Source organism: Nitrospira sp., from assembly GCA_005116745.1.
Classification (GTDB): domain Bacteria; phylum Nitrospirota; class Nitrospiria; order Nitrospirales; family Nitrospiraceae; genus Nitrospira_D.
Genome location: SWDS01000007.1, coordinates 104169 through 130766, shown reverse-complemented (window position 1 = coordinate 130766; position 26598 = coordinate 104169). Strand labels below are relative to the sequence as shown.

General features: G+C 54.1%; 24 protein-coding genes and 2 pseudogenes. 15 read left to right on the top strand and 11 right to left on the bottom strand.

The features are described 5' to 3' along the window. Positions 1-73 precede the first annotated feature (73 nt). Positions 74-1939, top strand: coding sequence for a transketolase (locus E8D52_11385; GenBank protein ID TKB67864.1), 1866 nt, complete (start codon positions 74-76; stop codon positions 1937-1939). A gap of 258 nt (positions 1940-2197) precedes the next feature. Here the strand turns inward: E8D52_11385 and E8D52_11380 are convergent, their stop codons facing one another. The 3 genes from E8D52_11380 to E8D52_11370 all read right to left on the bottom strand — a co-directional run bounded on the left by E8D52_11380 (position 2198) and on the right by E8D52_11370 (position 5480). Continuing rightward, on the bottom strand, positions 2198-2404 hold the full coding sequence (locus E8D52_11380) for a hypothetical protein (GenBank protein ID TKB67863.1): 207 nt from the start codon (positions 2402-2404) through the stop codon (positions 2198-2200). 498 nt (positions 2405-2902) lie between these two features. After that, entirely contained in the window at positions 2903-3475 is a 573-nt protein-coding gene (locus E8D52_11375) for a hypothetical protein (GenBank protein ID TKB67862.1), read from the bottom strand. Between the two features lie 70 nt (positions 3476-3545). Further along, a complete protein-coding gene (locus E8D52_11370; protein ID TKB67861.1) occupies positions 3546-5480 on the bottom strand; it encodes a response regulator in 1935 nt (644 codons plus the stop codon). A 211-nt stretch (positions 5481-5691) separates the two neighbouring features. Here E8D52_11370 and E8D52_11365 point away from each other — a divergent pair, with 211 nt between their 5' ends. Together E8D52_11365 and E8D52_11360 are read left to right on the top strand one after the other, a co-directional pair. Beyond that, positions 5692-6045 carry a flagellar biosynthesis protein FlgC gene (locus E8D52_11365; protein TKB67860.1) on the top strand — a complete coding sequence of 118 codons (354 nt, stop codon included), beginning with the start codon at positions 5692-5694 and terminating at the stop codon, positions 6043-6045. 64 nt (positions 6046-6109) lie between these two features. Further along, positions 6110-8284, top strand: a complete 2175-nt coding sequence (locus E8D52_11360) for a radical SAM protein (protein TKB67859.1) — start codon at positions 6110-6112, stop codon at positions 8282-8284. 159 nt (positions 8285-8443) lie between these two features. Here E8D52_11360 and E8D52_11355 read toward each other — a convergent pair whose 3' ends face one another. Next, a complete protein-coding gene (locus E8D52_11355) occupies positions 8444-9031 on the bottom strand; it encodes a hypothetical protein (protein TKB67858.1) in 588 nt (195 codons plus the stop codon). Here E8D52_11355 and E8D52_11350 point away from each other — a divergent pair. From E8D52_11350 to E8D52_11320, 7 genes and pseudogenes are all read left to right on the top strand, one after another. Next, a pseudogene (locus E8D52_11350) lies at positions 9030-10247 on the top strand (IS256 family transposase). The gene E8D52_11355 and the pseudogene E8D52_11350 overlap by 2 nt on opposite strands. An 801-nt stretch (positions 10248-11048) precedes the next feature. Then, positions 11049-12494 carry a hypothetical protein gene (locus tag E8D52_11345; protein ID TKB67857.1) on the top strand — a complete coding sequence of 482 codons (1446 nt, stop codon included), beginning with the start codon at positions 11049-11051 and terminating at the stop codon, positions 12492-12494. A gap of 312 nt (positions 12495-12806) precedes the next feature. Further along, positions 12807-13340 carry an SLATT domain-containing protein gene (locus E8D52_11340; GenBank protein ID TKB67856.1) on the top strand — a complete coding sequence of 178 codons (534 nt, stop codon included), beginning with the start codon at positions 12807-12809 and terminating at the stop codon, positions 13338-13340. Positions 13341-13901: 561 nt separating this feature from the next. Then, on the top strand, positions 13902-16643 hold the full coding sequence (locus tag E8D52_11335) for a hypothetical protein (protein TKB67855.1): 2742 nt from the start codon (positions 13902-13904) through the stop codon (positions 16641-16643). A 93-nt stretch (positions 16644-16736) separates the two neighbouring features. Next, positions 16737-16934, top strand: coding sequence for a hypothetical protein (locus E8D52_11330; GenBank protein TKB67854.1), 198 nt, complete (start codon positions 16737-16739; stop codon positions 16932-16934). Positions 16935-17476: 542 nt separating this feature from the next. After that, a complete protein-coding gene (locus tag E8D52_11325) occupies positions 17477-17731 on the top strand; it encodes a type II toxin-antitoxin system Phd/YefM family antitoxin (protein TKB67853.1) in 255 nt (84 codons plus the stop codon). 9 nt (positions 17732-17740) lie between these two features. Further along, positions 17741-17998, top strand: a complete 258-nt coding sequence (locus E8D52_11320) for a type II toxin-antitoxin system RelE/ParE family toxin (GenBank protein TKB67852.1) — start codon at positions 17741-17743, stop codon at positions 17996-17998. A 150-nt stretch (positions 17999-18148) separates the two neighbouring features. On the opposite strand, the gene E8D52_11315 is transcribed toward E8D52_11320, so the two are convergent. From E8D52_11315 to E8D52_11295, 5 genes and pseudogenes are all read right to left on the bottom strand, one after another. Further along, a complete protein-coding gene (locus tag E8D52_11315; GenBank protein ID TKB67851.1) occupies positions 18149-18277 on the bottom strand; it encodes a type II toxin-antitoxin system HicA family toxin in 129 nt (42 codons plus the stop codon). After that, positions 18270-18494, bottom strand: a complete 225-nt coding sequence (locus E8D52_11310; protein ID TKB67850.1) for a type II toxin-antitoxin system HicB family antitoxin — start codon at positions 18492-18494, stop codon at positions 18270-18272. Before E8D52_11310 ends, E8D52_11315 begins: the two co-directional genes overlap by 8 nt. A 203-nt stretch (positions 18495-18697) precedes the next feature. After that, positions 18698-19174: a glutathione peroxidase gene (locus tag E8D52_11305; GenBank protein ID TKB67849.1), complete on the bottom strand. Its 477-nt coding sequence runs from the start codon at positions 19172-19174 to the stop codon at positions 18698-18700. A 27-nt stretch (positions 19175-19201) separates the two neighbouring features. Continuing rightward, complete coding sequence (locus tag E8D52_11300) at positions 19202-20200, bottom strand: methyltransferase domain-containing protein (protein ID TKB67848.1); 999 nt, start codon at positions 20198-20200, stop codon at positions 19202-19204. Positions 20201-20474: 274 nt separating this feature from the next. After that, positions 20475-20684: pseudogene (locus tag E8D52_11295) on the bottom strand (hypothetical protein). A gap of 622 nt (positions 20685-21306) precedes the next feature. On the opposite strand from E8D52_11295, the gene E8D52_11290 reads away from it, so the two are divergent. Both E8D52_11290 and E8D52_11285 read left to right on the top strand, forming a co-directional pair. Further along, positions 21307-21717 (top strand): hypothetical protein, encoded by a 411-nt coding sequence (locus E8D52_11290; GenBank protein TKB67847.1) that lies wholly within the window; start codon positions 21307-21309, stop codon positions 21715-21717. Positions 21718-21721: 4 nt separating this feature from the next. Next, complete coding sequence (locus tag E8D52_11285) at positions 21722-23248, top strand: patatin-like phospholipase family protein (protein TKB67846.1); 1527 nt, start codon at positions 21722-21724, stop codon at positions 23246-23248. Between the two features lie 191 nt (positions 23249-23439). On the opposite strand, the gene E8D52_11280 is transcribed toward E8D52_11285, so the two are convergent. Then, positions 23440-23925, bottom strand: coding sequence for a hypothetical protein (locus tag E8D52_11280; protein TKB67845.1), 486 nt, complete (start codon positions 23923-23925; stop codon positions 23440-23442). A 416-nt stretch (positions 23926-24341) separates the two neighbouring features. Here E8D52_11280 and E8D52_11275 point away from each other — a divergent pair, with 416 nt between their 5' ends. From E8D52_11275 to E8D52_11265, 3 genes are all read left to right on the top strand, one after another. Next, complete coding sequence (locus E8D52_11275) at positions 24342-24905, top strand: hypothetical protein (protein TKB67844.1); 564 nt, start codon at positions 24342-24344, stop codon at positions 24903-24905. Positions 24906-25118: 213 nt separating this feature from the next. Next, on the top strand, positions 25119-25502 hold the full coding sequence (locus E8D52_11270) for a hypothetical protein (GenBank protein ID TKB67843.1): 384 nt from the start codon (positions 25119-25121) through the stop codon (positions 25500-25502). After that, positions 25496-26134: an OmpH family outer membrane protein gene (locus E8D52_11265; GenBank protein ID TKB67842.1), complete on the top strand. Its 639-nt coding sequence runs from the start codon at positions 25496-25498 to the stop codon at positions 26132-26134. Before E8D52_11270 ends, E8D52_11265 begins: the two co-directional genes overlap by 7 nt. 28 nt (positions 26135-26162) lie before the next feature. Here E8D52_11265 and E8D52_11260 read toward each other — a convergent pair whose 3' ends face one another. Continuing rightward, the gene (locus tag E8D52_11260; protein ID TKB67841.1) at positions 26163-26528 is read right to left on the bottom strand and encodes a sulfurtransferase; all 366 of its coding nucleotides are present in this window, start codon (positions 26526-26528) and stop codon (positions 26163-26165) included. Positions 26529-26598: the final 70 nt, after the last annotated feature.

Below are 26598 nucleotides of genomic sequence, written 5' to 3'. Positions count from 1 at the left end.
CCCTAGCGACTTCTGCAGAAGCGTACAACCAACACCTACGCGCGTTGTGATCTCTATCCTGAAAGGATCGTCCATGGCCGCTTTAGCTCTTTCGCCTGAATTACTCAACGCCTTACACAACAAGGCAACCCAACTCCGCATCAACAGTGTGCGAGCCACCAGTGAGGCTGGCAGCGGCCACCCTTCGAGCTGTGCTTCAGCTGCCGATATCGTGGCCGCCTTGTTTTTCTCCGTCATGCGCTACGATCCTCAGAATCCTAAAGCACTCAACAGCGATCGCTTCATCCTCTCAAAAGGACATGCGGCTCCACTACTCTATGCCGCGTGGGCTGAAGCCGGGCTCTTTCCGACAAGCGATCTCTTAAAGTTACGTACCCTCACGTCTGACCTCGAAGGACATCCCACGCCCCGCTTGCCATTTGTTGATATGGCCACCGGCTCACTAGGACAAGGACTTTCGGTTGGGGTCGGTATTGCCTTGAATGCCAAGTTCGTCGACAAGCTGGATCACCGCACCTATGTGTTGATGGGAGACGGTGAATCTGTCGAAGGCTCGGTGTGGGAAGCGGCCGAGGTCGGACGGCAGCACGGGTTAGATAATCTCTGCGCTATTGTCGATATCAATCGGCTTGGCCAGAGCGATCCCACGATGTTGCAGCACGATATGGACGCATACCGTTCCCGCTGGGCCGGATTCGGTTGGCATGCGATGGTCGTCAATGGTCATGATCTCTCAGCGCTCCTGAAGGCCTTCGATGAGGCCGCTCGCACCAAAGGACGGCCCACCGTGTTACTCGCCCAAACATTTAAGGGCAAGGGTATTTCGTTCATGGAAGACAGACCAGACTGGCACGGTAAACCGCTGAAGAAAGGCGAAGAAACTCAGAAGGCGATTGATGAGCTCACCAAACAATTGAGTCCGAACGGTGCCGCCGTTCAGATCCACACACCTTCCGCTCCAAGCGCCGCTCCCGTCACCATCGGCACGATCCCGCCACCGCCTTACAAAATCGGCGATGCCGTCGCCACACGTGAGGCCTTTGGTGCGGCACTGGAAGCCTTAGGATCGGTCAACCCCCTGGTCGTTGCGCTGGATGCCGATGTCAAGAACTCAACCTATACGGACAAGTTCGGCAAGAAATTCCCCAATCGGTTTTTCGAGAATTTCATTGCAGAACAGAACATGGTCGGAGCCGCTGCCGGTCTGGCTGCATGCGGCAAGATCCCTTTTGCCGCCACCTTTGCCTGCTTTTTCAGCCGTGCGTACGATTTCATTCGCATGGCCGCCATCAGCGGCTCAAATATCAAACTCGTCGGCACACACGTCGGCGTGAGCATCGGCGAAGACGGCCCGTCACAAATGGGGCTTGAAGACATCGCGATGATGGCCGTGCAACCGAACATGACGGTGCTCTATCCCTCGGATGGCAACTCGACCTATCGGTTACTCGAAGCCGCCGCGCAACACAAAGGGATGGTCTATGTCCGTGCGGGAAGGCCGAAAACCACGGTGATTTATGGACAGGATGAACGATTCCACATCGGTGGCAGCAAAATCATCCGGGAGAGCGCATCAGATGTTCTCACCATTGTAGCCGCAGGCGTCACACTGTTTGAAGCGCTCAAAGCCCATGATCAACTCAAAGTAGCTGGGATTGCCGTCCGTGTCATCGATCTCTATAGTATTGCACCCATTGATCGAACCACCTTAGTAGAGAGTGGCCGCGCAACCCAACGCCAAATCCTCACGGTAGAAGATCACTATGCCCATGGAGGCCTTGGTGATGCGGTCCTCAGCGCGGTCAGCACCGAAGGCATCGCCGTCCACAAACTCGCCGTTCGAGAAATTCCCCACAGCGGGAAACCCGAAGAGCTCGTGGATCACTACGGGATCGGCGTGCGATCCATTGTCGAGGCAGCGAAGCGGATCACCAAGTAACTGGTCTTCTAGAACGAGCGACCATGATTTATTGGAGCGAGTTCAATACCGGGCGGTTTCACGTTCCACGTGCGACGGGTGAATCATGGCGTAGCTGCGCAGAGAATTCCAGGGGCGTCGCACAGTCAAGACATGTTCGTGGGCGCGTGTTCAGGCGATGCACCATGGCGTTCCACTCACGCATCGTGTAGCCCGACAAGTCCGTTCCCGTGGGCCAAACTGGCACAGCTGGCCATTCGTATTCTCGTTGGTGCCGTGTTACCAAGGGCTGTACGGATCGGCAAAGAAGATCTGGATCGTGAGCCGCTGGGCCACCTGCTCGTGCTCGGCCATCTCTTTGCCCCAATCGTACGTCAGCGTGTTGCGCAGTGCGGCGGGCACGTGCCAGAGTGTCTTCGTAACGCCCTGGCGGGCACTCGTCGCATCCGTCCCCTCCATCCGAACCGGAAGGGCTAGGTGCGTCATCCGCTCCACTAGCGTGCCGCGGGGCAACACTGACAGCCCAGCCTAGATCGTCTCAGCCGAGAGATGCGCGCGCATGTCGTCAAGATACGCGCGCTGAAACCGCCCAGCAATGTGCTCAGGCGAGCAGCCCTGCACCAGATATGGCTGGACATACGGCCACCGCCAAGACTCCATCAGTGTGCACGCCCACCGCGGTTGACGGGGCTTGGGTGGCGGCCTGCGTGTGAGCGGTGCAGGCCCGATAGGGACAGTCCCGCGTCGTGTTACGGGCGTATTCGTGGCTCACGGTGAAGGGCGCTCGGCCCAAGATCCGCGCCATCGTTTGGAGTGTGAATGGGGGGCAGGCCAAGACTCACGGTGTCACGGTCTTCAGCCATCAAGTGTGTATCGCCGTGTTCTCGCATGACAACACCGTAGCCCATTCGGGCCTGCCGTGATGCACTTGGAGTTAGAACTCAAGGGGTATAACCGCTTGACTCTTGACGTAGCATCAAGCTGTTACGTGAAGAACTGTCGAATCTGCTCCTGAGAGACACACCCGACGAGCAAATCCCCATCCGGAGATACGAGGAGGGGAACTCCATTTTGACCCGTTGCATGCCAAGCTGTTTCCCATTTCTGCGCAACGAGCTGGTTCTCCCCATCAATATCGTCAGTGAAATATTCTCCCGCCAACTGCTTCAACACAAGCGGATCGGAAATATCTCGACCGTCGCACCAAAAGGCACGGTAGGTTCGCTGAACAAAGTCCATCCCGTACCCTAGATCCTTTCGCAAGAGCGCAACCGCTTGCTCAATCGCCGGCAGGGTATTCGGCTTCCCAGGCGGCAATGCAATTGGCAATCCCGGCGCCAATCGCTGCACCATCGCAACTTCGTGCCGCAACTCCGCCCCCAACGAGCCATCCCACGGCTTCATGGGACGGGGTAACTGCGGCGCATGCTGCACTCCTCGCCACTCGCACCGGTCGATCAAACCCAAGTCATGCAACCGTTCGTGCAGCGCATAACAGAACGGACAATTAAAATCGCTAAAGAGCAAAAATCGATCGGATGCCGGATTGGAATTCATGACGCTACTGTACCGAAGTGGGCCGATAGAGTCTACCGCAAAGGACAAGAAATGACAGGACCAGTTGGAATCAGGAGTCCGCGTTGTGCGATAGGTCGTGAAGACTCGTTCGGAGTGCGGTCAGCGTCACAGGCTTCGTCAGAATCCTATCCATACCGGCCTGGAGACACTTCTGTGCTTCTTCAGCGGAGGTGTGCCCCGTGAGGGCCATGATGGGCAGATGGCTCGGTGTCCCTTCCTCACGACGACGAACTTCTCGCGTGGCTTCATACCCATCCATCTCCGGCATCTCACAATCCATCAGGACGACGTCATACACTGTTCGAGTGATTGCTTCCACTGCTTCACGGCCCGTGCGGGCAATTTCGACATGACAACCGAGTTTCTGCAAAAATTTACAGGCCACCACTTGATTGATCTCATTATCATCCGCAACCAGTACTCGCAGAGGTCCAACCTGTTCTCCCATACTGCCTTGATCCGGTCCCAAAGAAGATGCGGAGGTATCCCGATGTATCGAGGGCAAAAGATTAGTGGTATAAGCAAATGTACTGCCATGGCCAATCGAGCTCTCGACCGTAATGGCACCGCCCATCAGCTGGACAAGCTGATGACAGATCATGAGACCAAGTCCGGTTCCACCAAATTTTCTTGTAGTCGATGCATCGGCTTGTGCATAGGCCTGAAAGAGGCGTACCTGCTGTTCAGGCGTCATCCCAATACCGGTATCCTGAATGCGCCACTGCAGAACGACTGAGTCCGATCCCTCCGTCCGTTCCCGTTTCAAGGAGACTGTGACCGTCACCCATCCTCGTTCGGTAAACTTAATCGCATTCCCAACAAGATTGAAAAGGATCTGTCTCAACCTGATCGGATCCCCGCGGAACTCCTCTGGTACATCAGGATCGATCTGCACTGAAACGGTGAGACCTTTCTTGGAGGCCATCCCCTCCGTTAAGGTTGTCACGTCACAGATCAGTGATCGCAGGTTCACATCGGCCACTTCCAACGTCATCTTGCCGGCTTCAATTTTTGAAAAATCGAGAATGTCGTTCACCAGCGTCAGTAACGCATCCGCGGAGCGATGCATCGTCTCGATGAGCTCCCGCTGCTGGTCGGTCAATGATGTGTCTTTAAGGAGCTGTGTGCACCCCAGTACTCCGTTCATCGGAGTTCGAAGCTCATGGCTCATCGTGGCCAGAAAGATACCCTTTGCCCGCGTCGACTCTTCAGCTGCTTCTTTCGCTCGACGCAAGGCCACATCAGACGTGATATCAAGCCCATAGGCACGAATAAGTTTCAATTCCTCCAGGGGGAAAAGCGACCAGGCGATAACCCGTTCAGCCACGACATGTTCAACCCGCAATAGAGCGGAATTGGTCGTGAGACATTCTTGCAACATGGCCGATAGTACAGCTGGAAACATCACTTCAATCCCGGCTTCGAGTAGCCCGCATTGAGCCATTACATTGAGCATGCCGGTGTTGGCATACAGCATGGCACCCGTCGCATCAAACTCCACAATAGGATTCGGCGCATCCTCAGCCAGCCGTGCGGCGCGTTGTACATCTCTCTGAATCTCCATGGCAGTGGTCAAATCACGGACCATGACCATGCCACCGACTAGCACGCCCTGTTGGGTTCTGGGCCAGAACGAGAGCGAGAGCTCAAACTGAGTACCATCCTCTCGATCCCAAAAGTGAGAAGGGATCACGACACGCTCGCCGGTATTCACCATCCGAGTGAATGGACACTGGGCCGCCTCACTCTCGCCTGATGTGAAGCATCCAATAAGATCGTGAAACCCCAGTCCAATCACATCGCGTGTTTGCCCAACAAGTTGCTGGGCCACAGAATTCAGAAATAGAGTTCGATTGTCCTGATCCAAGAAGAAGATGGCATCCTGAACGGCTTCCAGAATCAGGCTAGTATCCTCTCCCACCAAGACATGTGATTGCCGAGTCTTGGATCTGGAATCAGAGGTTGGGGTCTTATAGACAGACATATTGTGCGAGTCCGAATTGTTCTAGTTCTCCAATCTATCGGTCGAACAGGGGTGCGCCTGTAGTATAGATGGACGCGATTCCTGGAGTACGGTATGGGATGGCATCGGTTCATATCGGTTGATACACAGACCACTCCACAGCTTAAGTTCCTCCTGGATAAACCGATAAGACTCTCGACGGGGCGTAATAGGTCATCCAACGGAGGTGTCTATGATATCCGCTATACACACGGCACTCTCAGGCCTAGCAGCCTTCGGCAAGCAGATTGAGGTCGTTGCGCACAATGTCGCCAACGTCAATACCGACGGGTTTAAGAAATCCCAAACGGATTTCGTGGAAATACCTAGTGGTGGGGTCCTCCCTGTGGTCGAGAAAGATGACTCCTCCGGCCCAACGGTTCTTCGCGACAGCGGTGGGAATCAAACCACGATCAAGCTCTCGAATGTCGATCTTGGCGAAGAAGCGGTGCAGCAGATCCTAGCTCAACGGAGCTTTGAAGCAAACCTCCAAACCTTACGAGCAGGAGATGCACTACTCGGCAGTATCCTGGACATCAAGAAGTAGCAGGGATCGTACCGATGGGCTCAAGGCATAGCATTCACGGCTATCATTATGCTATGTCGAGCCCATGGCGTCTCCCCATGTCCTCTTATTGCTCCCCCCTTTGACTCAGCTCAACACCCCTTACCCATCGACTGCCTACCTAACTGGGTTTCTTCAGTCTCGCAATATTGCCGTTGAGCAGGCGGATCTCGGCATCGAGATGGTGCTGCGCCTCTTCAGTCCCGAAGGACTAGGACATATCTTCCGGCAACTGCACGGCCTGGAACGCTCCCTTCCCAGGGAAGCCATCGCCATGATGAGGGCCGAACACTCCTACGTGGACATGATCGGACCGGTCGTCGCTTTTTTACAAGGCAAACTCCCCGACCTTGCTTCGTACTTGATTCAACCTGGAATATTGCCTCAGGGCCCACGATTCCGAGGGCGCAAGAAATTCGCGCGCGCAATGTCAGTGGAGGATAGAGCCAAACAATGGGCGACGTTTTTCCTCGAAGACCTGACCGATTTGGTGCAAGCCACGATTACCCCACACTTCGCCTTGAGCCGCTATGCCGAGCAGATCGGGCGCAGCGCCTCATCGTTTGATCACATCGCCGCTGCCCTGATGGAACCACCGAGTGTGACGGATGAATGGCTGCTAGATGTATTCTGGGAACACGTCAACCGAGTCAACCCCACGCTCATCGGTCTCTCCATACCGTTTCCAGGTAATCTCTATGGGGCATTCCGCATCGCACAGGCACTCAAACAGCTCCGCCCTGATCTGCCGGTAGCCATCGGCGGCGGCTATGTCAACACGGAATTGCGCCGGGTTACTGACCCACGAGTGTTCGACTATGTCGACTTTATTACCCTCGACAACGGTGAACGGCCGCTCCTCTCCTTAATTGAACATCTGTCCGGCGTGCGTCCGCGCCAATCGCTGTGCCGCACGATGTATCGCCACAACGATCATGTGATCTATGCGGATGATCCCTCGTCAGGCGACTTCACGATGAACGACATCGGCTGTCCAACCTATCGAGGCCTGACACTGGATCGCTACCTGACCATTCTGGACAGCACCAACCCCATGCATCGTCTCTGGTCGGAAGGCCATTGGAATAAACTGACCGTGGCACACGGCTGCTATTGGAAGCAATGCACGTTCTGTGATGTGGGACTGAACTACATCAGTCGCTATGAAATGACACCGACAGAACGGCTCATCCAGCAGATCGAACAACTCGTCGCCGAGACGGGACGAACAGGGTTTCACTTTATAGACGAGGCCGCTCCACCTGCCGCACTGAAGGCATTGGCTCTCGCCCTCCTGGAACGACGGATGTCTATTACCTGGTGGGGCAATATCCGGTTCGAGACCGCCTTTTCACCGGACCTGTGCCGCCTTCTCTCCGCCTCTGGGTGCATTGCCGTCACAGCCGGGCTCGAAGCCGCATCAGACCGCCTCTTGGACAACATGAAGAAAGGCATCACCGTTGATCAGACCGCACTGGTCGCTGCCGGGTTCAAGGATGCCGGTATCCTGATCCACGCCTATCTCATGTATGGGTGTCCATCGGAGACGATTCAGGAAACCGTCGATTCACTCGAACGAGTCCGCCAACTTGTCGCAGCAGATCTCCTTCAATCAGCCTTTTGGCATCGCTTCACGGTCACGGCCCACAGCCCAGTGGGGCTGGATCCCTCTGCCCATGGCGTGCGCATTCTCGGGCCTGAATTTCGAGGCTTCGCCGAGAATGACCTTCTGCATCACGATGACCATACGGAAACACCGGCCTGGCTTGGTGAAGGGCTCAGACGATCACTCTTGAACTATCTTGAACGGCGAGGACTCGATCTCGATGTCCGTCAGTGGTTTGAGTATGAGGCCCCTCGCCCTCAGGTACCTTCCACATGGGTCGGACGCTTGCTCAAGAATCGGATGAGCGATGACCATTCAGACTTAGAACGGCGTGTGGTCTGGCTCGGTGGAGCCGTGATTTGTGAACCGATCGGAAAACGCGCAACACTCACCTTGGCGAGTGACCGAAAAAATCACATCATTACGCTCCGAGCACCAGAGGCTCGATGGTTGGAGCAATTAATGAGAGACGCAACCCCGCAACAACCATGTCAGTCCTATCCGCATATGCGTGAGGCTTGCCAACGGTTTCCCGGCACGGAATCGACGTTCAACGCCTTCCTGGCCACCCCTTCGTGGAAAAAGATCCGAGCCGCAGGCCTCGTGCTTGTATAGCGCTCTTTTTCTTTCTATTCGCCTGCTTACACCAAAACTCTAACTCCACAGTATCCCCATGGGGCGGCATGATGGAGAGGATAAAACAAAGGGCCGGAACCCAGCAGGTGGATTCCGGCCCTCGGTTGAGAAGAGCCCTTCTCGTTTACGTGCAGCTGCTTAGTACTGCAGCTGCAAGGCGACGTGGAACGAATCGATCTTGTTGCCGGTCGCATTCGGCCCAAAGTTGTTGAATGGCCCCTTGGTTTCCAAATCGCCGTACCGGCCATATGCCGAAATGCGCGCATTGTGGCCGGAGATGATGTAGTTCACACCATACTCCCACTCCTGTCGCAGGGAGCTATACAGCGGATCGATACTGACGAACCGCAGATAGGGCTGGAACCGTCCGATCCCGACCTCATGAGGAATCAGGTACAACCCGTACACGGTCCAGGAATGGCCATTGAACATACAGAAACAATCGCCACCGGCTGTGGCTCCGGCCCCATAGTTGGCCCAGTACCGCTTGAATTCCGCATTGAACGTGAACACGCCCATGTTGTTCGGCATCAGCTTTTCCACCAAGAGGTCGACGGTCGCCCCGGTGAAATCACTGCGTCCCAACGTGGGGGACCCCGCGCCATCTTTTTGATGGATAGAGGTATCATCTTTAGGTGTGGAAATAGGAGAAAGGCGGCGTAGCCTTTCGGTTGAGCAATCAACCAACGCCTCGGTTGCCGCCGAGGGGAAAGGATACGCCACCATGGGAGAGAGGAACCGCAATAAGGCGATCGAGTCAAGGGCAGTCGGGTACGACACGCTGGAGCAGTGGGCGCGAGAGAAGATTCAGGCCCAGCTACAGCACCTACTGGAGGAGGAAGTGACCACGTTTCTCGGCCGTGCCCCCTACGCACGCCGAGACGCGGTGCCCTCGGTCGACCCGCCTGCGGGGAGTCGAAACGGCTACGGGAAGTCTCGGCAGTTCACGATGATGAACGGGACCATCACAGTCCGGCGCCCGCGCGTTCGTGATCTGACGGATCGCTTTGAGAGCAAGGTGCTGCCACTGTTTATGCGCCGCACCCGGGAAGTCGGTGAGGTGCTGCCGGAGCTGTATCTGCATGGGCTCTCAAGCGGGGATTTCGAACTTGCGCTGAGGGGGCTGCTTGGGGAGGGCGCACCGCTGTCAGCGAGCTCGATTCAGCGGCTGAAGGCCCGCTTTGAGAGCGAATATGCAACCTGGAGGCAACGGGACCTGTCGGATGTGCAGATCGTCTACTGGTGGGCCGATGGCCTCTACGTGAAAGCGGGCATCGCAGATCGCAAGAGCGCACTCCTCACGATCGTGGGTGCCCTCACCACAGGAGAGAAGCTCGTGCTGGCTTGCGAGAGTGGTGAGCGTGAAAGTAAGGAAAGCTGGCTCACGCTCCTGCGCCATCTCAAGCGCCGTGGACTTCGCTTCCCGCAGCTGACGGTGGCCGACGGACATCTCGGGATCTGGGCAGCCTTGAGTGAGGCCCATCCGACCGGTGCAGAACAGCGGTGTTGGAACCACAAACTGACCAATGTCCTCGATGCGCTGCCGAAGAAGACTCAGCCACAGGCGGCCGAGATGCTCAAGGCGATGCCGTATGCCGAGACGCAGGTCGAATGCGAGCGCCTGCGCGATGCGTTCGTGCGGACGTACCACAAGACGGACAAGAAGGCTGTGGAGACGCTGCTCCGGGACTGGGAGCGGATGGTGACCTTCTACGCATTTCCGCGCGAGCATTGGCGCCACTTACGGACGACGAACATCGTGGAATCGCCCTTCGCGGCCGTCCGGCTCCGAACAGACGCATCCCGCCGCTACAAACGCGTGGAGGGCGCTCAGGCCATCATCTGGAAAATGCTCCGGGTGGCCGAGACGTCGTGGAGAAAACTCAATGCGCCAGAGCTGCTGCCACTGGTAGCATCCGGCATGACGTTCAAGGACGGGATCGTGCTGCAGTCAGGACAGGAGAGGAATGACATGAACCATCAACCGGAGAGGACCGCCGCCTGAAACTTATTTACACACCTCTTGACGGTAGCTCCAAGCCCCATCCACATCTGCCATCCCAGACTCACCGATGCACCAGTTGGCCCTACTGAAGCATAGAGTCTATTGCACCCCGTGACAGATCTCAATTTCCCTAAACCAACGAGTTATTTCTTTGCTCCGTTTCCGGCGCTACCATCCCGCCGCGATTGAGTGCGACCAGTTCCGCGAATGCGTCTGAGGAGCCTGAGGACTGAAGCATCATCGTGGGAGGCAAGTAGTTCGGAGGCAAACGGTGAATCCATTTAGATACTCCCTGAATCGAAAAAGATTCACCTCGCGAGATCTCTATCTCTGGGAACAACACAATGCTTGGGGATGTACGTAGTTCTTGCGAACTCATCGTTGGTCCGTTCTTTGCTGGTTGGTCCGTTCTTTGCTGAAGGGACTCACATGAGGTTGCACAGCTTGTGACCGATCGGACTTGTTTAGGCGTACATCACGATTCCAGCGACGCGATTGACGTCATAGGACTTTCACCTTGAGGGATATTCGATGCGCAGCTCACTGTGGTTGGACGTTGGTGGGTGGTTGCTCCTGTTGCTCACGGTCACGCTGACCGCCCGGTGAATTTTGGTGCCGCACAACGCGGGAATGGGCAAGGCGATAAGTCAATAGTCAGGCCTGGCACTGAGTTCGCATCTATGAGAATTAGCCAAGCAAAACTTTCGCCCCTTGTCCCGATCAAAAGGAGATGACCGAATGAATAGCGTACTTATGCTGACACGCATCATCATTTTACTAACCCTCTGGACAACGTATGGCTGTGGAGCCAATTTTAATTCGATTTATCGCAAATTCGAAACGGAGGATGACAGTGTGCTGATCGATGCCAAACAGCGAGTAATCGCGGTCACCCAAAGCAAGACAGACCTAAAAGATTCTTCAGGGAAAATTACGGCCACCGAAACCACCACTCGTCTCTGTGCCGAGCCCAGCCCTGATGCACTCTCGGCTCTAAGCGCGGCAGCGAGCGCGTCAGGCTCCTACAAAGAAATTAGCGCCCAACTCGCAGGGTCTATTTCGGAAGTTGCCAGCAATATCGGCATTCGCACGCAAAGTATTCAACTCCTTCGAGATGGCATGTATCGACTATGTGAGGCTTACATGAATGGAGCTTTAGATCGGAAGGAATACATGGGACAGCAACGTCGATATCAGATCATGATGTCTGGACTTCTAGCGATTGAGTCGCTGACAGACGTGGTCACTCCCAAACAAGTGGTCTTGCGTGGCGAAAGTGCGGCCACTACAGGAAGAGGGATTCTCGAAGCCGAAAAAAATGTAAAAGAAGCTAAAGACAATTTAAAGACCGCTGAGGATGAAGAAGCTAAGGCGAAGGTCGCACTAGCCGCAGCTAAGACCGCCAAAGAAGATTATGAGAAGCAGCATCCTGATCCCGCGACACGAACGGAGGAGCAGAATAAGAAGCTCAAGGACCTCGACGATGAAGTTGCTGCATCCCAAAAGACCTTAGAGCACAAGACCGATGCGAAAAATAGCAAGAAGACAATGGTAGAGGAAATGCAGGAGATTCTTGAGGCGGCCAAGAGCCTCACCGCCAAATCATCAACGAGCGGTACGATTGAGTCGGGATCATGCTCGCGCAGCTGCTCAACGTTCACCGAAAACAACAACGACAAGATGATAGATACGGTCAATTCTATAGTAAAAGACATGTTTAAACCTGACATGTACTACGAATGCATCGACTTTTATAAAGATGGTGCGGCCTTTCAGCCCGCTACAAAAACGCCTCTGCTAACCTCACTCGATGGCTTTTGCCAGTCTCTTTTCAATATAGGCGCAAGCTATCCAGAAAGGTTCTTGCCGACACCACTTCTAAAGACTTCCAATGACCTTGCAGTACAACGACAGGGACAAATCGAGACGATAATAGATTTGATTGATGCTTTGGATTCAACCAAAGCTCGACTATTAGCCGATACGCCACCTGTTAAAGGAAATCCTGCCGTTGAATCTGCAATTGACGCAGCCTTTCCCAAGACCGTTCGCGATGCCGACCGCGATGGGAAAGTTGACAGCCCTGACGTGGCCAAAAAGATGTTGAAGATGAGAGCTGCCCTTGCTGAAAGAAGCGAAGTAGACCTTCGAGCATGGAAGGCCGCACTCAGAGCCACCCAATAACACACATTGATACTCGCAACAGAACGGAGGTCGGCATGCCTGCAACCATCATCACCAGGGAAAACTTTCCAGCTAACGCCAGCGCTAGGAGTCTCAAACGAGAAATTGGCCTAAGGATCAAAGCGGGAGCAATACGAAGCTGGATTGAGAGTGGTGGAGACGGCGACAAAATACTTTGCACTGAATGGAACGTTCTAGGATCAAACGCTTAGATTGCTGATAACTAGTGATCTTAAGAAACTAGAAACTGTACCGGGCATTTTTTTACACTCGCTGACTCCGAGTTCCCACGCAATCGACAGGAGACGGCCTATGGCTGACGAAAAACGCGTGTTTACCCCTCAGGCAACAGAGCAACTCCTCACCGGCTGGCTCATTCATTCCCACAAAGCTCGAGATCGACATGACGAAGCAGCTCGTAAATATGCGAAGGGGCAATTTGCCTTGGGGATTCCTTCACTCATTCTTTCCACAGTTGTTGGAACGTCAGTCTTTTCAGCGGTGTCCGAGAAGGCACCTTTGGAACTGTGGGTAGGCATCCTGAGTATTACTGCTGCAGTGTTAGTAGCGCTACAAACTTTTATGGATTTCGGAGGAAGATCAGATAGACATCGGAACGCAGCTGTCAAGTACAAGGCATCAATCCGTCTGTTCGAGGAATCAATCGTCCAGCTTAAGCAGGGGGTAGTATTTACCAAAGACGAAATCTCATCCATCAGAACTGCTTTAGATAGCCTGGAAGAAACTGCTCCGGTTGTCATGCCGATGATCCACAACAATATAGAGAAGAAATACCAGGACATGAAGTATGTTTCCGAAGCGATCTCGATTTACAGCAAGCAATAGAACTACATCCCATGCAGACATGAGATAGCCTGGATTTACAGACACCTGGCAAGGGGGGACAGGATCCTCCAGGATGTGTCCGATGGGTGCACGCAAGCAACTCTCACCGGAGTACACACGCGACGCCATGCAGTGACTGGAGTGTGGGAGTCGCCCGGCGTCGGAGCTTGCTCGCGAGCTGGGCCTCGCGCGCAATCGATTTTATAAATGGTAGACGGAGCTCCGGGCACGAGGTGCCAGCGCTTTCTCGGTGCCGGGCGAGATTTGGGGTCAGCAACTGTCCTGAAAATCAAGCGGGCTGCGAACAGAAAATGGTGGCAGGAACCATTGATTGAATTGACGGCCATGAATTCTGTTGCGGACTAGTGCCTAACACCATTTTCTTTCCCGCACATAGTTCTCTTCCCATAGGACTACGGCACTATGAGCTCCAAAGAGAGCAGTGAGCCCAGGCTCCAAATTAACCAGATAGTACTTCTTGTTGCTGCCATCACCGGTGGAGTGTGGCTCTACGAGGGCCCACTGAAAAGTTCTCGACCGGTGCACAGTGAAGACAGAAAAATGAGCGCCTCCGTAGTCGATCTCAGGGTTGAAGCTCGCCTATGGCAAGACCCATTCGAGGCGGTGGACACTCACATCAAGATCGAGGAGTCTGCCAAGAAGGGAGGATCAGAACAAGGCCCAATTGCGCATTCCCACCAACTGAAGGATGTGACAGCAGAACTCGTCGACTCCTTCCCACTCCCAATACATGTTCATGTTTTGACTGTCCTGGCGGACGGAAGTCCTCATGCAGAAAGCCGGGAGACCAGGTTGAGACAGCGCTTCGCTGTTCTATCCGGTTTGGAACAAGCTGGTTATACACCAGTGGACAGCGAACATATCCGATTCTTTCATTGGCCGGATGAAACATTTTGTCAAGGCACGTCCTCTGACCAGCAGGGGAAAACATCTCTCCAGATGTACTGGTCCAGCTCAACAAAGGACGTCAAGACATCCATATCGGCTTCCCTCAAGAGTTCTTGTTCTCCTGCGCATGGTCAAGCAGGTAAGTACGAATATTGGCGTCAAGCTCCCGTACCGGTGGAATGGTATCGGTCTAAGAAGACTGCGCTCGATGAAGATGTATTGGTTTTCTGGATCAAGGACCAAGACTTAGGTAATCGCCCAACCGAAAGTCTCAGGGCAATCCAACGTACAGTGATGAACGCTTTTCCTCCATTTCGTCCCACCGTTTCTTTCAAAGTGATCGGACCGAGATTTTCCGGGACACTTCAGGCCATGATTGGTGAAATTGGCATGACAGAGAAGGCAGAAAGCCAGGACGCTCTCCTCATCTATTCTCCATGGTCAACCGCGCCTGAGGGCTTCTTGACCGGTGATGACCAATCCGTGGCCAAACACCTTGAAAAAGTGAAGACAATATTCACCCGTACGATTCCGACCGATAAGGAGCTGATCGACGCGCTATTCGATGAGTTGGAACGACGAGGAGTCGCCCTCGAATGCAAGAGTGGGGAGACCTGCAACCACATTGCAGTCATTTCAGAATGGGACACGCTCTATGGGCGAATGCTGCCCGAACTCGTGAGGGGCACAATATCAGATGGCAATAATAGAAAACTCATAGGATTTCATCAATACAGTTATCTCCGAGGCTTAGACGGAGAGCTTCCCCAGACAAAGGCTAAGAATAACTCAGAACCTTCCTCCCCTGACACAACTCCATCAATACTATCGCCCAAAGATCGTCAGCAAGATGTTACCCGCATGGAGCGGCCCGAAGGACGCAGCCAACTGGACTACATCCGACAACTGGCTGAACTGATCCGCGAGAAAGAAAATCGCATTCAGACAGAATGTGGCCTCTGGAAATGGAACCGCTGCCCAGGATTCAGAGCTATCGGCGTGCTAGGCAGTGACGTCTACGACAAGCTGCTCATCATGCAAGCGCTCAAGAAGAGTTTTCCACATGTGATTTTCTTCACGACTGATCTCGATGCTCGACTATTTCACCCAAGCGAATTGGCATGGACACGCAATCTGGTCGTAGCCTCACACTTTGATCTGATGCTGCATGAGCAACTCCAGGGGACCATCCCGCAGTTCCGCGATACCTACCAGACAGCAACCTTTTTCACCGTACTGAGAGCATTGGGTGTTCTCAAAGAATCCACCTCGCTGCAGAAACAATCGTCTTTCGGCAATAACACGACGCTTACGTTTCAACCATCTGGCAGAGAGCCACAAACCTTTGAACCAGTTCCTCGCACAAAACTCCACGAGATCGGCCGCAATGGACCGGTTGATATTAGTGTGCCCGATAGCGACAATCAGCGACGAGACCTTGAGGCAATCAATACAGTGCGACCAGCGCCTGTGAATCTAAGCAAAACTCTCACAAATTGCGCTTATGTGGTCGCTGTCCTTCTGCTGGTATGGATACTGCTTCTTCCAGCGAGTGTAATGATCGCTAAGTGCTCAGCGCTACTGCTGACCAAAAGTGCCTCTTCCCCTGCTCAGACAATGATCGGCCTTGTGGTGTTTGCCTCCCTATTGGCTATGATTTTGCGCTATCTAATCTCAGATTCATACGAAGGCGAGCCTTTCTCCCTCTTAGACGGCGTCAGTATTTGGCCAAGCCAACTACTTAGGGGCGCTGTGATTGGGTTATCAGTACTATTTGGATGGCTGCTCTATCAGCATAGTGACCGCACTTGCAACCAGATGGAAAAACAATTTCCTGAAATCCTAAAGCCCGAGACACCGCCTTCTAATTTGTCATCCTCACTAATGGACACAATACAACAAGTATGGAAGGCACCGGATCAGATATTAATAGACACGTGGACGCCCGACAAAGATGCACCAATCTCGATGCGCTGGGCAGAATACAAAAAACGACTGCATTGGACCTGGATCTTGATGAGGGTTACGCCTGTAAGCTTTGCGTTCTGGGTGGTTGGGCAAATAGTGCTAGGGATTACTGGGTTTCCTTTCACCCCATCTCGTGGTGAGGTGGCCTGGCAAGTTAATCTCATCCTCTTACTGCCGTCCGTGTTAGGAATGATCGGTATCATCTTTTATGTACTCGACGTCACCCAACTTGCCAGTGCTTTCATTGAGAAGCTCGTCCCAGAAACAACTGAGGAAGAAGATTCCACGATAACTTTTCCTCATATACAGATCATCGAGCAGCTAACAGATCGTATTGACAAGTTCATTTATTTCCCTGCCGCTCTCTTGGTACTGATGGTGATAGCTCGTTCAGAATTTATTGACAATTGGGATTTTCCTATCTGACTCATGGTTGTCATAGGTCTCAGTGCCTCTTACGTTGTTGCGAGCACTATTCAATTAAGGAAAGCGTCGGAAGTCGCTCGACAACGCGTCCTTATGAATCTTTCCCGTCAATATCGAAAACGATATCCATCGGATTCCGCCAATGAAATTAAATATGCCATCGAGGAAGTAACGGCTTTTTCCAAAGGAGCCTTCATGCCGATCACCGAACTGCCGGTCTTCCGCGCAGTTACACTCCCAACCGGCTTCTATGCGCTGTTAACCCTGGTCGAAACCTTCATCAAGAACTAACCCGTAATTGGTAAGACCGCATAATAGGGGTCACAATTGGTGTCAGATCTTGTATCGTGCATGTCACAGAACCAGCATAGCTCTCCTGGCTCGCCTACCCCATCATACATTTCTTGACCCGTCAACTCACCTCCCCGTTTAAATCGAAATATCGCCTGATTCTCTACGCCGACTTAATGATCGTCTGGCTCGCCATCACGTTATTCGGAACCACAATGTCGTTGTACTCTTGCGTTTTACTTACGAAGGGATAAAACGGGGCCATCCTGAATTTTCGAGCAGGTACAGACTTCACTTTTCGACGCCCCCAGCCGCCGCCACGCCATTCCTGCCCTGCTTGTCCTGAACAAGTCGAAGGAAGCCGTCCAATGGCGGTCGCAGTTTCTTTTTGAGTGGGCTGACCAATATATCAACGCCCTCCTGGGATCTTATTCTAATTGAGCCATGTCTACCTCTCTCTTGACCTCCTCACAGCCCTGCCGTACAATTTGTACAATTCGTTCATTTGGAGCTTCCTTAGCTCCTTCACGGGGGAAACTGCTATGGGTCATCTTCCGGCCAGCAAAGCTAGGCAAGGGTTTGCGGATACGATCAATCGTGCGGCCTATGGGAAAGAGCGTGTGGTGGTGCGCCGACGCGGAAAAGACGTGGCCGCAGTTGTGCCGATTGCCGATTTACGACTCTTGGAAGACTTAGAAGATCGTATTGACCTGGCTGATGCGCGGGCTGCGTTGGCCGAAACGAAGAAAAAGGGAGCGAAATCGCTGGACGTGATTCTGAAGGACCTTGGCCTCTAGCCTCGCCCGATGTCTTACTCAATTCTTCTCTCCCCGTCTGCTGAACGCCAACTTCGATCCTTCGCTCCAGCGATCCAGAAACGCCTGGTCAAGCGCATGAAGATGTTGCAGCATCATCCACGTCCGCAGGGGGTGAAGAAACTCACTGGCGAAGACTCTCTCTACCGTATTCGCGAAGGCGATTACCGGATCATCTACACGATCCAAGATAAGGAGTTGATCGTCCTGATCGTCAAGATTGGCGACCGTAAAGAAGTCTATCGCTGAGAAGAATGCTCCAGCGCACAATTTGGGGTCAGCTCTTGTATCTGACATGGCATAGAACCACGCATAGCCCTCCTGGCTCGCCCATCCCACCATACATTTCCACTCCCGCCAACTCATCTCACCGTTCGAATCGAGGCATCGCCTACTCCTCTACACCGACGTAATGATGGCTTGGCTCGCCATCACGATATGGCTTCCGTGTTGACGGACGATCTGAAAATCGTGTTGTTCGAGGATGCGGCAGACGTCTCGCCCAGAAAGGACGCGGAGTTTACCCATGGGCCGCTTCGAAGCGGGTGACAAAAACCTGTGTATGGAGCCGGCGTTCGACTTCGGCGGGATCGGCGCATTCGAGAAACAGTTCGACCGCTTCTTTGAGATTGGCCGTGGCCGATTCGACCGTCTCTCCTTGGCTGGCTACGTCCAGTTCCGGGCAGAGCGCGACATAACTCGCTCCTTCCTTTTCGACGATCGCCGTATAGCTTCTTGTTCCCATTGCCCATTCCCTCACTCGAATCGAATCCCAGATCTGCGATAGGGCTCATTATAATCAATCCCTCCTCGAAGGCCTAGCAGGGGCTGAAACATGGCGATACACGATGTGTCATACACTTGAGGCCTCGAGAACAGGAAGATAACACGGGGACATTCTGAATTTTCGAGCAGGTAAAGATTTCGCTTCTCGACGACCCCGGTCGTCTAGAGCTTCGTAGCGAGATCGGCCTCGATCATCTCCGGCTTCTCACTCGGCGCATAGCGTTTCAAGACCGTGCCGTCGGAACCGACGAGGAACTTGGTGAAGTTCCATTTGATCCCCTCGGTCCCGAGAATCCCGGGCTTCTCCGATTTCAGATATTGGTAGAGCGGGTGTGCGTTCACGCCGTTGACGTCGATCTTGGCGAACATCGGAAAGGTGACACTGAAGTTCCTGGTGCAGAACTGTTCAATCTCCGCTTCGCCGCCCGGCTCCTGCTGGCCGAACTGGTTACAGGGGAACCCGAGCACCACGAAACCTCGATCTTTGAATGTTCCGTAGAGCGCCTGAAGGCCCTCATACTGCGGCGTGAAGCCGCACTGGCTCGCGACATTCACGATGAGCAGCGTCTTGCCGCGGTAGACCTCCATCTTCTGCGGCGTGCCGTCGATCGTGACGAGGTTGATGTCGTAGAAACTCATAGCTCCCACCTCACAGCGTCTTCAGATTTATGACCGTACCAGCCTGTCATCCGTCTGCGCGGACAACCGCGCACTCGTCGGGACCTTGGCATGCACAGCCCGAAACATGCCAAAGCGACAGAGCCCTGCCCCGAATGCCAGACGCATCAACAGAATCGTGGGCACTTCCCGCAAAGATTTCATGAACCCGCTCACGCCGAATCGAACAATCCCTGCTGGACGGATGACGCCCTGCCAGATCGAATCGAGCCATGAGGGTAAGGTTTCGGCAGTCCAATCGGCTGTGGTGACGTCACCCGCCACCAGTCCGGTGGCCTCCAGTAATTCAGAAAACTCTTCAATGCTCGAAAAGGCCGGATGAGACCACTGATCCAGCAGCTGCCGCATCACCGGCTTTTCCCAACCATTGAGTGGAACCTGGCGATCGTCCCGCTGATTCCAATCGGCCACAACCAGAATTCCTCCCGGTTTCAGCACGCGCATAAGCTCTCGAGCAAATTGTGCCTTATCCGGCATGTGCGGTCCTGCCTCGACCGACCAGACCACATCAAAACTGGCATCGGGGAACGACAGTGCCAGCGCATCATCGACCTGAAAGTGGGCATTCACCTCTGGGGCGGTCAGTTCTTGAGCCCGTCTGACTTGCTGAGGGCTGAGGGTGACTCCGGTGACCGCACAGCCATACTCCCGCGCCAGCATGCGACTGCTGCCGCCAATGCCGCAGCCCACATCTAACACCGTCGTACCGGACGGAAGCTTGTCTAACCCACCCCAACGCACCATTTCATGCACAAAGTCTGACTTGGCTTTGAGAAAGTCCTTGTTGCCGGGTGGAGAGCCATAGTGTCCCAGATGGATATGTTCGCCCCAGTAGAACTCAAGGATGCCGTCATTCGTCCAATCATCATAAGAATTGGCGACAGAATCGGCAGACTGATATGTGCGGGGGACTCGCACGTACAGCACGACTCCGATCAGCAGGAGGACCAGGAAAAGGACGATTGCCACGAGGAAGATGTTCATCATATCGAATGTCTCATGACCGTGATGTCGTTACCATTGATGACCCATACTAAAGACACGTGACCGAGTACACAATTTCGTGTCAGCTCTTCTATCGCACATAGCATAGAACCACGCAGAGCTCTCCTGGCTCGCCCACCCCACTATAGATTTCCTGCCCCGCCAACCCACCGCACCGTTCGAATCGAGGCAGCGCCTCATTCTCTACGCCAACTTAATGATGGCTTGGCTCGCCATCACGCTATTCGGAACCACGATTTCCTGGTTTTGTTGCGTCTTAATCACGGTGTAGCCGAGCGTTAGGTCTTCGATCGTGCCAGTTTGGACGCCCACCGGCACGGTCAACTGCACGGAGTCTCCAATTTGAAACGGTCGATACATCAGCAGCGACAAGCCGGCAATCATATTGCCCAGGGTACTCTGCGCCGCCAATCCCACCAGGACTGACGCCACACTGGCACCCGCAAGTAGCGCTGTCCCAAACGCGTGAAGCTCAGGAATCACATTCGCATAGAGAATCACAGCCAGCACCCAGATGAGTGCTCCCCCCATGCGGCGCAAGAATCCTACCGACGTGCGGTCCAGGAAACTCCCTTCCAGCTGTGCCAGCGCGAGACGCAGCGAACGGAGCCCCACCCACGCCGACGTGAGGAACACCAGCGCGTAGAAGATGACTCCAAACCATGTGCTGGGATGGATAAACTCACCGTTAAGCAGCCGTTCCAAGGTCGTCATCTGTCCCTCCAGAGTTGATTGCAATGACAGACCATTTTCATGTGGCCTCGTTGCAGAATACGCTCCTGAGTTTTGAAATGCGACCCACCGAATTGAATAATCGCAAAAGATTACGCAGGAAATCTTCGCGACAATAGATATTATCCTTTCCTCTAGATCGCATTCCAACAGAAGCGAATCGCTCTCGAAGGAGAGATGAATGGGAGGAACGGCTGTTGATCTCGTAAACTCATCTCGCTACGGTGGCCACCCACTATGCGGACGTATCTTTCCAAAACAGGTTTGTAGAATAAATGGGGTCGGGAGTCTTTTATTACATAACTCACAGCTACTATTGACCTCCCACACTCATCTCGCTACGATGACCGCCCGATATGTGGACACATCTTTGGAAAATCCATTTCGCTATGCATGCGTCGACTGCACTGCTCTTGGCTGCGGCTCTTACCGGTTGTATGACTGGACAATACAGGCCACTGGGTGACGCGGCGAGTGCAGAAGTTGAGCAGCTCAAGGCAAACGTGTACCGGGTGGAATATCGGGCTAGTGCCTTCACGTCCCAGGAGCAGCTTGACTACTATCTGCGTCGACGCTGCGCGGAGCTGACGCTCCGCGAGGGATACGACTATTTTCACCTGGCTCAGCGGACAGATGTGCTGGGACTCTCACGCCGCACGGCCATGACGGTCACGATGTACAAAGATCAAGAACAGGTTGGGATTGCTAATCTGTACGATGCCAAGGACGTGTTAGCCGGACCCGCAAGCGTTTCAAAGACGGATTAGAGAAATGTGTACACAGCTCGTTGCTTGTCAGAAAGCGACAGTTGACAGTACCAACTTGCCTGCGTACCCTCCCCCTCGCATGAAACCAGTCCTCTCTCTCTCGACAGCCCATAGGCCTCCGCTTGGCGCCTGGCTCTTGATCGGCTGCGCGATGCTGTTGCTCGGCTGCGAATACGTCCGCCCAACCATGAATGCGCCGTTGGCCCGATGGGACGCCGGGTACGGCTATCGCTCCATCAATCTACCTCCATCCAGAACCGGCAGCTCAGACAGCCTTTTCATCATCGCGTCATTTTCCGGTGGCGGCGCGCGTGCGTCAGCCCTTGCCTATGGCGTACTACAAGAACTGGCACGCACGCCGATTGTCTGGGAGGGACGCCAAAAACGGCTCGTGGACGAGCTGAATATCATCAATGCCGTCTCTGGAGGCAGTTTTCCCGCTACCTACTACGCCCTATATGGAGACCGGATCTTTCAAGATTTCGAGGTCCGTTTTCTACGGAAGAACTGGGAGAGCGAGCTCCGCTCACGAATCTTCCGGTCTCCATCCAACTGGCTCCGACTCTGGTCTCCCTATTTTGGCCGCGCCCACATCTTTGCTGAGTTATTGGACGAGGCACTGTTCGACGGCCATACCTTCGGCGATCTGGTCGTCAGACACCAGCGGCCCATCATCAATCTGCATGCCTCCGACATGGCCTCCCTTTCTCGATTTGAATTCAACCAACGGCAATTCGACGTGATCTGCTCAGACCTGAACCGATTGCCGTTGTCCGTTGCCGCCGCTTCGTCGAGCGCGCTCCCGCTGCTTCTCAGCCCGATTTCAATGACCAATTATGCCGGCCAATGCGGCTTTCAGCCACCGGCTCGGTTGATAGAAGACCGGCCCACCGCATGGGGCAGACAACGGGCGAACGAACTCCGCTCCTATCTTGACGCCAAAAAACGCCCCTATATCCATTTGCTGGACGGCGGCCTGTCCGATAACGTCGGCATGCGCAGTGTGTTGGAAACCACCGCGCTCGTGGGGGATCTGGAATCGACGTTTCAGATGCTCGGCGCCAAGAAGATTACAAAACTGGTCTATCTGATGGTGAGCGCAGAGACCGCGCCGGACCTCAATCAATATACACTCAATGAGATTCCCGGCCTCTCGCGGGTGAGCCGAGCCCTGATCGATATTCCCATCAATCGTTACTCCATGGACACCATGCAACTCATGAATCGAGCTATTCAGCAATGGCGCGTCCAATTGCAGCACCGATCAGCAGGTGTGTCCAGTGTCTTCGCACCCGACGCAGACATCTACTTCATCAATGCCAGTCTGACCGAAGTGACGGATCCGGTGGAAGAAGCGCGTCTGATGAATATCGCCACCAACCTGGCACTCACCGATGAGGAAGTCGATCATCTGTTGCTGGCGGGATCACGCTTACTTCGGAACGATCCAGAGTTTCACCGCTTGATAAGGGATCTAGGAAACGAGGCCTTGACGACTCCCATACCCTCCGTCACCTCCCACACTCCCTAACCCAATACCAAGCCTTGGGGTCAGACATCAGTATTGCCTTTGTGGGACCAACGAGCATACCACTGGCCTGCTGCGCCAATACCTGCCCAAGAAGAGGGACTGGTCCTGTTACACCCAGCGCGAGTTGAACACGACCGTCCATCGCTTGAGCACATTCCCGAAAAAATGTCTCGGCTTTGCGACGCCTGCTGTTACGGCAAGGGTTCGGGCCGGATGCGCGTGGCCTCGATGGTGCCTGGATCAGAAGAGACGACGTTGCCCTCGGCATCTTGCACTTCGACCAAGATGGTCCCTTGAAGTTGTTGGCCACCATTGAGCAGTTGCAACTTGTACCGCACCTTCTCCCTGCCGATAACGATTCCAGGCGATGTGGGATGCTCGGAAGCCCCTTGGTAGAGCACCACGATCGTTGCGTCGAACCCGCCGTTCTTGGAACGGCGCCACTCGCCGTGACCCGGCGTCGCAAGCAGTGGACCTAACGGAGACTCCGGCAGATAGAGACGGCGTGATTCGACGAGATTGCCATCGGCGGTGAAGGTCAAGAGGGTGGTCAATGGCGGACGCTGTTCCGTGGTGGAACGGAGCACTCCTTTCCACGAGCCTGTCGGGGCCCGATCTTCATGAGCAAATGTCGGGAGCCCCATGAACAGGGCGAGCACCATTACACACGTGCTCATGACCCTTCTCGTGTAAATCTGCGTCACAATGGAACTCCTTGGTTGATGAGAGCAGGCTGCTCGCTTCTGCGGTCTTACTGTGGAAGAGGCTGCCCGGGATTGTGCGCCTCAGCCTCACACGATCTCTCAGATAGCAGAAGAACCGCACACATTCTCAGCCACCTCCCCCATTATCGTCAAGTCCGTTTCCCCACGTAATCGCAATGCTGGCTGAGCCTCAAGCCCTGCCCGTCGCCATGCGGCGTAAGGAGGCTGCCGTTCCGGCCTGTGGGCGTGAGAGAGTCCACCCACCGCGTAACCTCTGATATCGTCATAAACACGACACATTCCCAGCGCTCATGTGAAGAATGATTGCTTCTGTAGGGCTATGATCGATTATAGTTGAAACATGCTCAATCCTAAGAAAGGTCCACCCGATGCGAGTTCGCTGCTTCATCTCAACCGTTGTCGCCGCCATCATATTGAGCCCTTCCCTTAGCCTCGCCCTGTCGGATTCGCTCAAGATATGCACGCTGCTCACCCGTGAAGAGCTGGCAAGCGTAGGAGTCGCTGTCACCAGCTTATTTCCGGACGACTCTGCGTCACTCAAGAAGGGCTCACTGCCGGGGTTGATCACCGATATGCAGATGGACCAATGCACGAGTGAGATGGCCGGGCAGTACACCGCCTTTCCCGTCCGTTGGTCGGTCTCGACCACCAAAGATCCGATTGACAAGAAGGCCTGGGAACAGATGGCTGACGCGCTTGACCAAAACGAGAAAAAGAGTGCTGGGGACTCGGAACAACGTCTGACTATCGAGGGAATCGACTGCTCCACGTTCTCGGGGCCAATGAATGGCAAGCACATCTATGAGGTCGGCTGCACCGCTTTTAAGAGCAACCATTCCGTCACGCTGGAGTTTGCGCAGATCGACAAGGCCAAGCTTCCCCCTGCCAAGACCGTCAAGCGCCTACTCGACAAGATCTTGTCCAGACTATGAAGACTAGAGAGGCCTGCCTGCCCCTCTTTTTCTGCTCACCATACCCTCACCGGAGCTCGGATCACACTCCTAGCAAACAGTGGAATACTGTGGCCCATTTTCGGTACACTCTGCCGACTCTGTCGCCGCTTGCCACGATGACAAGCGGCTCTTTTTACTCACAACACCGTAGTCGTAGGGAAGGTCATGGGATTACTAAGCAGACTTTTCAACATGCCATCGTTCAACGGAGCTACCAATGCGCTGTTGATAGAGTTAGCCATCCCTGAGTTTACAGACACACAACGGTCTCAGCTCAAAAGCCGAGTGCTTGAAGTCTACAAAACCCACACGACTTCAGATGGATCGACCGAGGTCATCCTGGCGCAACTGAACCAAACACCACGCATTTTTCAGTTGAATATCGTGGCCCTTGCCATGAAAGACCTTGGCTATCCACCGCCGTTCAGAAAAGAAAAGATTCAGAAGATCAAGAATCCGTTTGATCCAGTCCACGCAGATGAATACGCCTTGCGAGCGGTTGCTCGACGCCTCAAGTGGCGCTACGGCGTCGAGATCTGGATCGCGGAAGAGTCAATCAGTTTTGATTCATGGTAGCGATCCCATCGCTTGACAGACCCACGATGCGCGGGTATTCTCGCGTGATTTCACAAACTAGGCCAGGAGGCATAAGAACCAAGATGCGTATTTCTGCTCTGCGATCCCTGTTTCTGGCAATAGCCCTTTCTCCCGTTCTCTTACTCACTGCGCCTCACGCCCAAGCCGCGGAGTTTAAGATGGGTGTGGTAGACCCGCAATCCGTCTTAGAAAAATCCAAGGCAGGGAAACGCGCGCTCGAAACGCTGAAGGAATACGTAGGAACCAGGCAGAAGCTTCTCGCCAAAGATGAAGAAGACCTTCGCAATACCGAGAAACAATTGAAAGAGCAGGCCCCCAAGTGGACCGACACGGAAAAGAAGGAAAAAGAGGGGCAATTCCGGACAAAGGTTCAGGACTTCCAGAAGCGTGCGCAAGAATTCAACATGGAACTCCAGAAAAAACAAAAGGAGCTGGTCGACGAGTACATGAAGAAAATCTCCTCGGCAACACAAACGGTCGCTGAAAAAGGAGGCGTGTCCATCGTCGTCGACAAAGGGAGCGAACAGACCGTCAAGATCGTGATCTACAGCAAGGATACGATTGATCTCACCGAGCAGGTCATCAAGGAGTTCGATCGGACGAACAAGTAATCAAACAATGTGTGGGGAGGCCGTCACCCTATTCCAGCGGGTATCCGGCCTCCCGCCACGCACGAATTCCTCCATCCATGGAGATCACGTTCTCATACCCCATCTGCTGCAATACATCGGCCGCTAGCGCCGATCGATAGCCTCCCCCACAATAGAGCACCACTGAGTCCTGCTTATCAGGAACCACCGACTCGATATCCCGCTCAATGATTCCCTTCCCCAGGTGGCGGGCGCCTTGGGCATGGTCCTTGGCGAATTCATGATCTTCCCGAATATCGATGAAGTGGAACCGCTCACCCCGGTCGAGACGAGCCTTTACCTCAGCCACACTACACTCCTTCACACGTCGTTTTGCCTGTTCGACAAGTTGCAAGAACCCCGGATTATGTTTCATGTTTTATATCTCCTCCAATTACCAGGCTGCGGAAACTGGGTTGATGGCAGGATGCTCAAAAAGGCTGCTA